We start from the raw sequence: 12,419 nt of genomic DNA on the forward strand, positions 1-12,419 counted from the left end.
TGTAAAAGAGTAAGAGGAGGAAACAGACGGTGACAAACTACAAACAAGTTGGAAATCTGAAAGTAGCTCCAGTTCTCTACCAATTTATCAATGAGGAAGCTCTTCCGGGCAGCGGCCTAAGTACAGAAAATTTTTGGTCTGATTTTGAAGCGTTAGTAACCGAGTTAACACCCGTAAATAAACGTTTGTTAGAAAAGCGTGATCAGCTGCAAGCTCAAATTAATGCGTGGCATCAAGAAAATCCTGACGGTGACTTTAGCGAATACAAATCGTTTTTAACGAGAATTGGCTATTTAGAAGACAAGACAGAAGATTTCCTTATTGGTACAGAAGGAGTAGACAGCGAAATTGCCTATCAGGCAGGACCGCAGCTTGTTGTACCAGTAAATAATGCCCGATATGCTATTAACGCTGCTAACGCACGTTGGGGAAGTCTCTATGATGCTCTTTACGGCACTGATGCAATCAGTGAAGAAAATGGAGCTTCGCGCACGAGTTCTTATAATCCAATTCGAGGAGAAAAAGTTATTGCGTTTGCGAAGAATTTTCTTGATGAAGTTGTTCCGCTCGTTCAGTCTTCTCATGCGGAAGTGGTTCAGTACAGCCTTGAAAATGAAAAGCTTGTCGCTCAATTAAACGATGGCAGTTTAACCGAATTACAGGAAGAAGAGAAATTTGTAGGGTATCAAGGAGAAGAAGAAAGCCCTGATGCTCTTTTATTCAAAAACAACGGCCTGCATTTTGAAGTTCAAATTGATCGTACGGATTCGATTGGTAAAACAGACGATGCGGGTGTAAAAGATATTTTAATGGAAGCGGCTCTTACGACGATTATGGACTGTGAAGATTCAGTAGCGGCAGTAGACGCAGAAGATAAAGTAGATGTTTACCGCAACTGGCTGGGATTAATGAAAGGTGATTTGACGTCTACTTTTAAAAAAGGAAGTCAAAACATGACAAGGCGTTTAAATCCAGACCGTACCTATATTTCTCCGGACAAGAAAAAGATTTCACTGTCTGGCCGTTCGCTTATGTTTGTTCGAAACGTTGGGCATTTAATGACAAACAGCGCTGTTTTAGATCGAAACGGCAACGAAATCTATGAAGGTATTTTAGACAGCGTGATTACTAGTTTAATTGCCAAACACACCTTGCTTAAAAACGGTACGTATCAAAATTCTAAAAAGAGCTCTATCTATATCGTTAAACCGAAAATGCACGGCTCCAAAGAAGTGGCTTTTGCCAATACGTTATTTAATTCAATTGAAGATATGCTAGGGCTTGAGCGTCATACGATTAAAATTGGCGTAATGGACGAAGAGCGCCGCACGACGCTTAATTTAAAAGCGTGTATCAAAGAAGTAAAAGACCGAGTGGCTTTTATTAATACTGGATTCTTGGATCGAACAGGTGACGAAATTCATACCTCAATGGAAGCGGGCGCTGTTATCCGTAAAAACGATATGAAAGCGTCTAAATGGCTTCAAGGCTACGAGCAGTCTAATGTAAATGTAGGATTAGCAAGCGGATTCCAAGGCCGCGCTCAAATCGGAAAAGGAATGTGGGCAATGCCGGATATGATGGCGGAAATGCTTAAACAAAAAGTGGGGCATTTAAAAGCAGGAGCGAATACGGCATGGGTGCCTTCACCAACCGCAGCAACGCTTCATGCTCTTCACTATCATCAAATTGATGTAAGAGATGTTCAAAACGAATTGCTTACTCAGTCTACTGATTTACAAGATGACATTTTGCAAATTCCTGTGGCAGAAAAACCAAATTGGAGCAAAGACGAAATCCAGCAGGAGCTAGACAACAACGCTCAAGGAATACTCGGCTATGTAGTAAGATGGGTCGACCAAGGAGTAGGGTGCTCAAAAGTACCGGATATTAATAATGTAGGGCTAATGGAAGACCGGGCAACGCTTCGTATTTCCAGTCAGCACGTAGCCAACTGGCTTCATCATGGGATTTGTACAAAAGAACAAGTAACGGAAACGCTAAAGCGAATGGCAAAAGTAGTGGATCAACAAAATGAAAATGATCCTCTGTATCAGCCAATGTCATCGAACTACAGCGCATCCATTGCTTTTCAGGCAGCCTGCGATTTAGTATTTCAAGGCTATGATCAGCCAAACGGCTATACGGAGCCCATTTTACACCGCCGTCGTATCGAAGCAAAGGCAAAAGCAGCTATAAAACAGTAAAAAAAACGGCCTGTCAGCATAGAGATGGCAGGCTGTACTTACATCTTAAGAACCTGACTACCTACGATCCTTATTAAAACAAAGCAAATGGGAAAAGGAGCTATGTCATGAAATTTGTAAGGTTCGCTGTACAAGATAGCCGTCATACAGGTGTACTAAAAGAAGCTACGATCAGCGTTATTGAAGGAAATATATTTGAGAAATGGAACTATACAGGACAGACTTTTTCACCGAGTGAAGTAAGGCTTTTGGCTCCTTTAGAGCCGAATCAAATTATTGGAATAGGCGCAAATTATGCAGCTGCAAAGTCGGAGCTTCCAAAGGAAATGCCTTCTATTCCTGTCTTCTTTTTTAAGCCCACATCTTCTATGATTGGTCCAAACGAAGACATTGTTATTCCAACTGCTATTAAGCACGTTAAGTTTGAATCTGAGCTTGCGGTTGTTATTGGAAAAGAAGCAAAGAACATCGCAAAAGAAGACGTACTGGATTATATATTTGGGTATACAATTGGAAACGATGTAACGGCTCCGGATTATTTTCATGAAGACGGGCACTGGACCATTGGAAAATCCTTTGATTCATTTACGCCTCTTGGACCCGTAATCGAAACAGAGCTTGATTTTAAGTCAATTCACGTAAAAGCGTTTTTAAATGGCGTTGAAAAACAAAACAGCTCGACAGATTTAATGATTATTTCCGTTGAGCAAATGATCGCTTACCTATCTACTGTTATGACCCTTAAGCCGGGAGATGTGGTTTTAACAGGAAGTCCGGTCGGCGCGGAACTGGTGAGCGCAAACGATGTTATTGAATGCACCATCCGAGAAATTGGAACTCTCCAAAATCCATTTGTTGCAGAGAAAGAACGTGTAAACGTATAAAAGTGATAAAAAAATGCCCGGCAGTAAAATGACACATAGAGGAGAGAGGAAAAATGGAGAGAGAAAATATGGTTAAGTCTGTAAGCCGGGCATTGGATATTGTCACAATTGTCAGCATGGAAAGAGAAGGGGTAGGAGTCACAGAAATTGCAAAGCAAATGGACATCAACAAAAGCTCCGTATACCGTATTCTAACTACTCTTGCTCAGTACGGCTATATTGAACAAGATCAAGAAACCGGGCGGTACAAGCTTGGGTATAAGTTTTTAGAAGTAAGTTCAAAACTTTTAGATTCTATTGATTTACGAACAGAAGCAAAGCCGTTTTTACAAGAACTTGAAAGTGAAACAAATGAAGTTATTCATCTTGTTGTCTACGATCAAGGCGAAGTAGTGTATATTGAAAAATTAGAAGGCAATCAGACGCTGCGCATGCATTCAAAAGTGGGGAAAAGAGCGCCTATGCACTGTACGTCTGTCGGTAAAGCTATCCTAGCTTTTTTACCGCTTAACACGGTAACAAGCATTCTTGAAAGAAAAGGCTTACCAGCTCATACCGATCACACCATTACAGATGAAGAAAGCTTTCTTGGAGAACTTTCAGAAGTGAAACAAAAAGGATATGCGCTGGATTTAGAAGAAAATGAATATGGAATTACCTGCATCGCAGCGCCTATTTTTGATCACCTTGGTCAAGTCGTTGCCGCAGTCAGCATTTCCGGTGCTACGATGCGCATGACAAATGAGCGATTAACGTATCTTCAAGAACGCATGGTTGATATAGGCAAGAACATTTCGGAGCGTCTCGGCTATAAAACGGAATCTGTAAAAGACAAAAGTTTGTTCTGATTCTTCGAGAACAAACTTTTGCTATATAATAATCTGTAAAATAACGTAATTATATTATGTAAACTATAGGCTAGGATTTTTAATTGATGTTTTATTCATGATACAATAAAGTCGTTAGAATATATACGTAAAGGAGATAAATTATGGAACAGTTTGAGCGCAATATTGAAAAGTACGCCGAGCTGGCTGTAAAAGTCGGTGTAAACATTCAAAAAGGGCAAGTATTAAACATTAATGCCGATATTTCTTCCGCTGATTTTGTTCGTGAAATTGCGAAAAAAGCGTACGAAGCCGGAGCAAAGTCTGTTGATGTCGACTGGCATGACGATCATTTAGTTCGTTTGAAATACGAAAAAGCGGATGAATCTGTATTTAATGAATTTCCTGCTTGGAAAGCTCAAGCAAGAGAAGAGCTTGTGAAAAACGGAGGCGCTGTTTTATCTGTGATTTCAAGCGGTCCTGACTTACTAAAAGGAGTAGACGGCAAACGTATTGCTGCGTTCCAAAAAGTAAGCGGAAAAGCAATGAAAAAATTCCGTGAAGCGATCCAATCCGATAAAATCAGCTGGTCCATCGTAGCTGTTCCTTCAAAAGACTGGGCAGCTAAAGTATTTCCTGACGTTCCAGAAGAACAGCAGCAAGAAAAACTGTGGGAAGCTATTTTTAAATCTGTGCGTGTAGACCAAGAAGATCCAGTGGCGGCATGGGAAGAGCATAATGCTTCATTACATACAAAAGTAGACATTTTAAATGAAAAAAGATTTGCTAAGCTTCACTATAAAGCGCCAGGAACAGATTTAACAATTGAGCTTCCTGACAAACATATTTGGGTTGGCGCAGGCAGTGTGAATGAAGACGGCAACTCGTTCATGGCCAATATGCCAACAGAAGAAGTATTCACACTTCCGAAAAAAGACGGCGTAAATGGTCAAGTAACGAGCACAAAACCGCTTAGCTACGCAGGAAACTTAATTGAGAACTTTACGTTAACATTTGAAAACGGAAAAATTGTTGATGTAAAAGCAGAAGAAGGCGAAGAAACGTTAAAGCACCTAATTGAAACAGATGAAGGTGCCAAATACTTAGGAGAAGTAGCCTTAGTACCGCATCAATCGCCAATTTCTCAGTCAAACATCATCTTCTACAACACGCTGTTTGACGAAAATGCATCCAACCACTTAGCCATCGGCAGCTCGTATTCCTTCTGTTTAGAAGGCGGAAAAACGATGTCTAAAGAAGAGCTATCACAAAACGGAGCAAACGACAGCATCACCCACGTTGACTTCATGATTGGCTCAGCTGAAATGGACATCGACGGCATTAAAGCTGACGGTACAAGCGAGCCCGTGTTTAGAAAAGGGAACTGGGCGTTTTAATAAACAGTTTAATCTACGAAGTCTCTAAAATAATCAAAGTAATAAATGAATTAGCCACTTCTCAATTTATGGAAGTGGCTATAAGTTTTTTTAATGTAAGGAGGAGAGTAATACGTTAAATGAATGAATTAGTAAAAATTGTTTTAAATAGTGTAGACCAATTATTTGGCAAAAATTATGTGCAATTGATTACTTATTTATTAATAGCATTAATCGGAATATGGTTGTACAAAGAGTTCAGAACTCAATTACTAAATAGTGAAAACTATAAAAGAGAAAAGTACAGTGAGGTATTAATAATTTTACTAGAATTGGAGTATGCACTAAATAGATTCTTAATAAATGAATTAGAGTTTACTCAATTAGAAGAGAGTTTAAAGGCTGCTTATCCGTATTTATCTTATGATCTAAGTAAGGAGGTTGGAAGCTTCAGTACTGGAATAGAAAAGAGAAAAGTCGAGGAATTCGTCGAAAGATTGAGTGCAGAGAGAAATAACCTTAAATATAACCAACCTAATGCTTTCTCTTATTTAAGTGAAAGAAGTATATCTCGGTCGTTTGGTCACTTATTTAGAACAATGCTTTCACCTGTGCTTATACCTTTCTTGTTGACTTTATTAACTGTAGTAGTTTCATTTATGCTACTATATCTCACGTCTGCTATGTCAACTGTTGAATCTGTTGTCAAACAATATTATTTGATACAAGGTGTAATAGATTACATATGTTTCTTAATGATATTAGTTGGTATCGCTGATATTATTAATAACCAAAAAGTGTCTAGCATGAAACACTTAGTTATTTTTCTTATTATTTTTATAACTTTGTCTATTACTGCATTTTTACTTTTTTCAAAGTTCATTATTATTCCTACAATTCTATTTGTATGCTATGGAATATTATTAAAAATGTACTTACCAAAAATTATTGTTGGGCTAAAAAGAAATAATATATGAATAAAAAGAAGAATCACGGCAGGTGAACTTCAGTCAGTTCCACCTTGCTGTGATTCTTCTTTTTTAACCGGAGCGTCACGCTTGAACATGTGATAGTAGGTAAACCCTAAGCATAGAGCGCCAGCGATTGAACAAAAATATTGCAAAAAACGGACGAAATCCATTGGAATGACCTCCCATTTTCAGTTTCGCTTCTAGTATGTACAGGGAAGTGAAATAATATGTGAAAAAGGGAGGTTTTTTCTTATAGTTCGTATGGTTCTTGGAGAGTAAGGTAAGGCTGCTGATCTTCAAGACCAAGACGCTTATTTAATTGTCTTTTCATTAAATCGTACTGGTAGATGAGGTGAAATTGATTTTTTTTCGGTGTTTCACAGCGAATGTAGGTTTCTTGCCCGTTCTTGTCTGTGAAATGAATAGTTAGTTCACCGAAATAGCGTTGAACAGGAGCTCCGTGAAGGCCTTTTTCATTTTTGACAACCTTTGAAAATTCTGCTCGTTGAATACGGTTAAATGGAATAATAGCTACTTGATTGATAACAAGACGCTGATCGTACATGTCAATTTTAGATATGGAAATTTGATTAATCCCTTCTGCAAATTTAACATGTCCGTTTACAGAAACAAGCGGTTTGCGATCCTCAGGATCAACAGCGCCTTGAGGCCGCTTAATGACGTAGAAGCTAGCTACGCCAAGTGCTACGATACCAACCACAACAATAAGTGCAAACATCATTTTGCATTCCACCTCCTGAGTATAGATGTGTAATCTGAATTTAACAGCAAGCTGTTTCAGTTGCCATATTGCCTCAACAATGAGGGTAGAGAAAAGCAGTTCGGCAGTTCATTATAAGTATATACATACGTTCGACAATATGGTGTGATATTCCTTCTTATTATGACTTTTTTACGACAAAATGGGCAAAACTCTTTTCGAAAATGAAGCAAATCAGTTACAATTTAAGGATAAGGTACCAAATTTCTTTTCTATCTCAAAAAAGTGCAGAAAAGCGTAAAAAATTCTAGGTATTTTCTCATATTTTTACTATTTTTATAGAATTTATCCCAATTTCTAATCCTTTATCGTGTATAATCTCTTGTGTGCAGCATGATATACATAAAGGTGTAAGGAGGCACAGTTCATTGTCTTTATCAGCAAAAAAGATATTATTATTAGTTTTAGTAGTTATATGTTTAGTGTTAGTTGTGATGCAATTCATAAATCGATCAGCAGAGCCGACTTCTGAACAGGCCCAAGAAACACTGAGTAAGCTTCCTGAACAAGAAACCGTTAAAGAAAAAGCAAAGGGCGACGAGGAAGCGCACAAATATCGAGTGTATTATATTACTATTGAAAAAATCGAAAATGGTACATACAGCGGAACAACCAAAGAAGGAACGGGCATTAAATTTTCCGATAAAAATTTAAATGAACCGATTCCAAGCAATTTGAAAAAAGGGGATATCGTTAAAGCATACTTTGATCTTGAATATAGCACGAAAGGTCTAGTCAAAGTAGAAAAGGTAGACGAGATACCCGATGATGACGAGAGCTCAAGTTAATTGAGCTCTTTTTTTGTGTTTTACGAATGTGGTAAAATATTGAATATACAGATACGATACAGGGGGAAGAAGATGATAGCAGCAATTATAGTAGGAGCGGTAATTCTTTTAGCTTTGATTATTAAAGGGACTGTAAAGTCGAGAAGCTTTCGCTTGTATAAAGAGGAGCTTCCAGATGAGCTTGGAATACATAAAGATAATGGTTTTGAAGATATTGTTCATTCACTAGAAGATTCTTTACCGGCAGCCTATGTTCAACAGGTGAAACAGCGTATGAAAGGGCGAAATACAAAAGCTGATGAAGTAGAATGGACGTTTTTTGAGATGAAGCGCTACTTTTTATTAAATGCAGTCATCAAAGACGTACCGATGTTTAGTGAAAAAGTGGATGAAGTGTGGCACGAAATGATTATGTTTACAGTAGATTATGAGCGTTTTACAGAACACTTTTTTAACCGCTTTTTGCATCACCAGCCAAATGTAGATACAGCTCCGTCTCCACAGCCGGATAAGCGAGCATTTTTCGATTGGATGTATGCTCATTTGTTTGACATAACGGGTAACAGCCGACTGCTTTGGGGGAAATTTTTTCAGCATCCGCTTGATAAAAATACACTTCAAGATTTTCAAAGATTGTCAGAAGATGAATTACTAGATCGCTATTTTTTAAGAAACGGCAAATGGGAAAAACAGCAGAGAGCCCTGGTTCAAACGTTAAAAGAAGAGGTCACTGCTGCTCGAAAAAGAAAAAAAACGGGCGGATCAACTTATTTTGAAAAAGCGGCTAAAAAAGGAAATGTATCAAACGAACTTCTTCTTCAAGGCTTTGTTTTTTATTCTCTCTACAAAGCCACCAGCTTTTCAAGCCATATGAATGAGCTGCTGCTATATAAAAAGACGATGTATGCGGGAGATACAGCCTCTTACAGCGGGTATAGCTGTTCAAGCCCATGGGAAGACAACCGCCACCATCACCACAACGATGGAGGTCATCACCATCATGACAGCGGCAGCAGCTCTAGCTGTTCAAGCTCCAGCTGCGGGAGTGGGTGCAGCAGCAGCTGATAAAGTAAAAAAACTCGTTTTATACGAGTTTTTTTACTTTAAATGCAACAACGACAAAATGATTCACTGACAAGCAATGAAAAATTTGGTATAATCATTACGTTTTTAAAAAAGGAGAGACAGTGAAAATGAATATTTTATGGGACTTTGATGGAACCATCTTCGATACCTATCCAACGATTGTAAAAGCATTCAAAGAACTACTAACAGATCAAACAATCTCAGAAGATGATATTTTAAAGCAGATGAAAATATCTTCTGACGTAGCAATTAAGCACTTCGATATTGAAAAGTCTTTGTTTGATAAACACTTCCATGTGCTCGAACAGAAAATCAATCCTAAAGATAAGCCTGCTTTTCCTCACGTAGAAGACGTACTGAGCTTTGCGGATACAAATGTAATTGTTACGCATAAATCTAGACAGTCTACTCTTGATATTCTGGCATTTTTTAATATGGAGCACCATTTTACGGAGATTATTACAAAAGATGATGGCTATAAACGAAAGCCTGATAGCGGCGCTTATGCCTATCTTCACGATAAGTATCAGCTCGATTTAGTGATTGGAGACCGCGAGCTCGACTTAAAACCTGCCCGTGAACTTGGAATTAAAACATGTGCATTTCAAAATAACGACATCGAAGCAGATTATCATCTTACATCATACGATCAATTTTTTACAACTGTCGTAAATAAAAACTCGTGAAGCTATTCTTCACGAGTTTTTATTTGTTCAGGGTTATGTACTTCGGGAATTTCACCGAGCGTATAGTTCGCTACTTTTGTAATGTTACTATTAGCAAAGAAGTAAAACTCTCCGTCAACTCCGCGAATTTTTGTCGTGCGCAATCCAATTTCTTCAACAGTTCCTTTCGTATCATTTATGGATACGTGATCTCCTACTGAGAATTGATCTTCAAATAGAATAAAAAAACCGTTTAAAATATCTTTAATCAAATTTTGTGCACCTAAGCCTGTAATAAATCCTGCTACGCTAATACCAGCTAAAAGTGCTTTCATATTAATTCCGATTGCCTCTAAAGACGTAATAAGTACAATAAAATACACGACGTACATGACAATGCTCAGACAAAGCTTTTTCAGCGTTATTTCTTTACGTTCGTTGTACCTCAGCAGCTTAGTTTTAAATCTGAAATCAAAGATTTTATTAATTGTACTACGAGCAAACCGGATAACGATTTGAGCAATAATAAAAATCAAGATAATCTTTATAATTACTTCACTAATGTCAATCCACTTACCAGTATTAAATAAAGTTTGCTGTACCCACTGTATGTCTTTCATGACTAAGTCCCTTTCTTGCTTTATAAAATTTTCTCTACTGAATAGTATAATTTATTTTTAAAAATATACTACTAGAATTTATTTAGAAGCGTTTGAACTATTGTTTTAATTTATTTGTATTTGGTATATGTAATGAAAACTCCTTAATTTAGAAAAAGAGAAAATTCTCAGGTATAGATATTTTTAAAACATTTCTTTATACAAATATTAAATAAAACCTTATAGCAGAGATTAGTACAAATCTTATTAACAAACATTATATACAGATATTAAAGAAAGAAAAATCTTGTAAAAACCCAATGATATCAAGGGTTAGAGAGGAAATTGCTTTTCAATAAATAACTGTGTGGAAAATAGACCTTTTTTGTGAACAGCATCCTTTAGCTAAAGGATGTTTTTTATAACAACAGATATGGAAACTATTTTATTCACTATGTTTTTTCTTCTGCAATAGACGGATTTTAAAACTCATAGTATGAAGATTTCTATTAAAAGTATGAATTATTTCCGTTGTGGATAAAAATCGTGGTGTTAAAGAGTAAATAACCTGGAAATCATCGTTAATAAAAAAATAAAAGGGATGTTTTTATTAATAAAGAGGATGATATAACAGTCATTGAATATGTTTTCTTTCTTTTGTGGATAAGTATGAAGGTGTTTTTTTAGCAATATTCCGTAGTTATACACAAGAAATATCCTTCATTTGCACTCATTATGTTTATATAGATAGGATAATGGAATGGGAGAGCTGAAAAAATGGGTGTTTGTTTGTACTATTTGTATCAAAAAGAGAGGAGAAGGGAGAGAAAATAAAAAAAAGGCATGCCAAAGAAGCCCCTTATGAAGCTGTAAGTTCGGCAGGGACTTGATCTTGAAGATTTTTTGAAAGCTCTTTTCGAATGAGCGTACGGATTTTTCCACCGTAATTTTCAACGACTTGAGCATCATGGCTGAAGAAGGCCTGTTCAATCAGAGAATAAAGGGCAGACTTCACTCGTTCAATACCATATTCAAAAGAAAGCTGAACCAAATCAGCGATGTCTTCGTTTTGGAATGAAGACATAACAATTCCTGTAGAATCTGTGCTGTGTCCAGATAATTTTACAAAAGTCTCTTCAATAGTACGTCGAATCGCCGCATCGTATTGATCTTTCTTTTCTTGTTTTGACATCTTGCCATTTTTAGCTCCGTCTTTTAAAACAAAGAAAATAGTAGATCCTTGGACAACGGTTTTAAATGCGCTCGTCTGTGTTTCAGCTATTTTTTGCATCATACCCTTGTAGTGAGTATATTTCGGCGTAAAAATTTTATAGTCATTAAAGCTAATTTTTGAAGTGTTTTCTCCAGGATTAAACTGACGCTTAATCGTATCGTTGTCATAAACCAATTCTTTGCGCAGCTCTAAGCGAAGTGCGTTTACGTTTTCAATTAGAATAAGTTCTTCAAAGCGAGTATATTCTAATTCCATAAACCCAAAGCCGTGTTCTTCAAAATATTGAGGATAGGGAACAATACAAATATTGATTCCTTTGCCGCTGCGAGAATAGGAAATTAATTCTGTTTCTGCTAATACTACATTGTTGTTGCGAACTGTTCGAACTGTACAATCCAAAGCAGCTGCAATCTCTTTTTCAGAAACATCACAAATAATACCTCTTTCATCAACGTGAAGGAAGTGATAAAAAATTAATTGTGAAATTTGAGATTTAGATAAACGGTGATGCTCTGCCACTGTTTTGATTGTAGGGTTCCCATGAGCGTCTAGGTCCATGTGATCTTCAATATCTTTATATTTTTCTACGGTGCTAGACAATTGGCGAATAATTTGTTTTCCAATTTTCGCAAATTCTTTTTTTATCATGAGAATCCCTCCAATCTATTTCATATCAACAATAATTTATTAGGGTAAAATAACAAAGAATACCTTGTGAAAATTATATCAATAAGAAACAGAATCGCAAACGAACGAGTAGTACGCTAAAAACGGCAAAAGGTTCAAAGAATGCTGTCATATCAAGGGGTGCAGCGTATAGGTTTTTTAGTACGACAAAAACGGCAAAAGCAAGCAAGCGCCGACAGAACAGTGTTTGTTACGATCAGTAAAAATCAAAAAAAACTTTATGCGTTTTAGTACGTAAAAAACGGCAAAAGGCTCAGTATAGTACGCCAAAAATAGCAAAAGTGAAGAGTAGTACGCTAAAAACAGCAAAAGCT

General features: G+C 37.0%; 12 protein-coding genes. 8 read left to right on the forward strand and 4 right to left on the reverse strand.

All coding sequences use genetic code 11. The features are described 5' to 3' along the window. The first annotated feature begins 29 nt into the window (after positions 1-29). The 5 genes from AC3WJG_RS22380 to AC3WJG_RS22400 all read left to right on the forward strand — a co-directional run bounded on the left by AC3WJG_RS22380 (position 30) and on the right by AC3WJG_RS22400 (position 6,271). Positions 30-2,207, forward strand: a complete 2,178-nt coding sequence (locus tag AC3WJG_RS22380; protein WP_098579437.1) for a malate synthase G — start codon at positions 30-32, stop codon at positions 2,205-2,207. 107 nt (positions 2,208-2,314) lie between these two features. Beyond that, positions 2,315-3,091: a fumarylacetoacetate hydrolase family protein gene (locus AC3WJG_RS22385; protein ID WP_337134528.1), complete on the forward strand. Its 777-nt coding sequence runs from the start codon at positions 2,315-2,317 to the stop codon at positions 3,089-3,091. A 53-nt stretch (positions 3,092-3,144) separates the two neighbouring features. Further along, complete coding sequence (locus AC3WJG_RS22390) at positions 3,145-3,939, forward strand: IclR family transcriptional regulator (RefSeq protein ID WP_337134527.1); 795 nt, start codon at positions 3,145-3,147, stop codon at positions 3,937-3,939. A gap of 143 nt (positions 3,940-4,082) precedes the next feature. Next, a complete protein-coding gene (locus AC3WJG_RS22395) occupies positions 4,083-5,315 on the forward strand; it encodes an aminopeptidase (RefSeq protein ID WP_025751295.1) in 1,233 nt (410 codons plus the stop codon). A gap of 119 nt (positions 5,316-5,434) precedes the next feature. Continuing rightward, positions 5,435-6,271 (forward strand): hypothetical protein, encoded by an 837-nt coding sequence (locus AC3WJG_RS22400; RefSeq protein ID WP_225049435.1) that lies wholly within the window; start codon positions 5,435-5,437, stop codon positions 6,269-6,271. Between the two features lie 29 nt (positions 6,272-6,300). Here the strand turns inward: AC3WJG_RS22400 and AC3WJG_RS22405 are convergent, their stop codons facing one another. Both AC3WJG_RS22405 and AC3WJG_RS22410 read right to left on the reverse strand, forming a co-directional pair. Beyond that, a complete protein-coding gene (locus AC3WJG_RS22405; protein WP_013083673.1) occupies positions 6,301-6,435 on the reverse strand; it encodes a hypothetical protein in 135 nt (44 codons plus the stop codon). Positions 6,436-6,515: 80 nt separating this feature from the next. Then, positions 6,516-7,007: a hypothetical protein gene (locus tag AC3WJG_RS22410; RefSeq protein WP_028409022.1), complete on the reverse strand. Its 492-nt coding sequence runs from the start codon at positions 7,005-7,007 to the stop codon at positions 6,516-6,518. A 407-nt stretch (positions 7,008-7,414) separates the two neighbouring features. On the opposite strand from AC3WJG_RS22410, the gene AC3WJG_RS22415 reads away from it, so the two are divergent. From AC3WJG_RS22415 to AC3WJG_RS22425, 3 genes are all read left to right on the forward strand, one after another. Next, entirely contained in the window at positions 7,415-7,834 is a 420-nt protein-coding gene (locus AC3WJG_RS22415; protein WP_014459592.1) for a hypothetical protein, read from the forward strand. Between the two features lie 72 nt (positions 7,835-7,906). Further along, a complete protein-coding gene (locus AC3WJG_RS22420) occupies positions 7,907-8,899 on the forward strand; it encodes a UCP032817 domain-containing protein (protein WP_337134526.1) in 993 nt (330 codons plus the stop codon). A 128-nt stretch (positions 8,900-9,027) separates the two neighbouring features. After that, a complete protein-coding gene (locus AC3WJG_RS22425) occupies positions 9,028-9,606 on the forward strand; it encodes an HAD-IA family hydrolase (protein ID WP_098659234.1) in 579 nt (192 codons plus the stop codon). A 2-nt stretch (positions 9,607-9,608) separates the two neighbouring features. Here the strand turns inward: AC3WJG_RS22425 and AC3WJG_RS22430 are convergent, their stop codons facing one another. Together AC3WJG_RS22430 and AC3WJG_RS22435 are read right to left on the reverse strand one after the other, a co-directional pair. Then, positions 9,609-10,205, reverse strand: a complete 597-nt coding sequence (locus AC3WJG_RS22430; RefSeq protein WP_102813026.1) for a mechanosensitive ion channel family protein — start codon at positions 10,203-10,205, stop codon at positions 9,609-9,611. An 838-nt stretch (positions 10,206-11,043) separates the two neighbouring features. Beyond that, positions 11,044-12,066 carry a hypothetical protein gene (locus AC3WJG_RS22435; RefSeq protein ID WP_225049433.1) on the reverse strand — a complete coding sequence of 341 codons (1,023 nt, stop codon included), beginning with the start codon at positions 12,064-12,066 and terminating at the stop codon, positions 11,044-11,046. Positions 12,067-12,419 lie beyond the last annotated feature (353 nt).

The sequence above is a fragment of the Priestia sp. FW507-14D1A genome (assembly GCF_058781295.1).

Excerpts from the sequence above, each read along its gene's own strand:
- AC3WJG_RS22385 (WP_337134528.1), top strand. The coding sequence starts at position 2,315 with ATGAAATTTGTAAGGTTCGCTGTACAAGATAGCCGTCATACAGGTGTA.
- AC3WJG_RS22390 (WP_337134527.1), top strand. The coding sequence starts at position 3,145 with ATGGAGAGAGAAAATATGGTTAAGTCTGTAAGCCGGGCATTGGATATT.
- AC3WJG_RS22395 (WP_025751295.1), top strand. The coding sequence starts at position 4,083 with ATGGAACAGTTTGAGCGCAATATTGAAAAGTACGCCGAGCTGGCTGTA.
- AC3WJG_RS22400 (WP_225049435.1), top strand. The coding sequence starts at position 5,435 with ATGAATGAATTAGTAAAAATTGTTTTAAATAGTGTAGACCAATTATTT.
- AC3WJG_RS22405 (WP_013083673.1), bottom strand. The coding sequence starts at position 6,435 with ATGGATTTCGTCCGTTTTTTGCAATATTTTTGTTCAATCGCTGGCGCT.
- AC3WJG_RS22410 (WP_028409022.1), bottom strand. The coding sequence starts at position 7,007 with ATGATGTTTGCACTTATTGTTGTGGTTGGTATCGTAGCACTTGGCGTA.
- AC3WJG_RS22420 (WP_337134526.1), top strand. The coding sequence starts at position 7,907 with ATGATAGCAGCAATTATAGTAGGAGCGGTAATTCTTTTAGCTTTGATT.
- AC3WJG_RS22425 (WP_098659234.1), top strand. The coding sequence starts at position 9,028 with ATGAATATTTTATGGGACTTTGATGGAACCATCTTCGATACCTATCCA.
- AC3WJG_RS22430 (WP_102813026.1), bottom strand. The coding sequence starts at position 10,205 with ATGAAAGACATACAGTGGGTACAGCAAACTTTATTTAATACTGGTAAG.
- AC3WJG_RS22435 (WP_225049433.1), bottom strand. The coding sequence starts at position 12,066 with ATGATAAAAAAAGAATTTGCGAAAATTGGAAAACAAATTATTCGCCAA.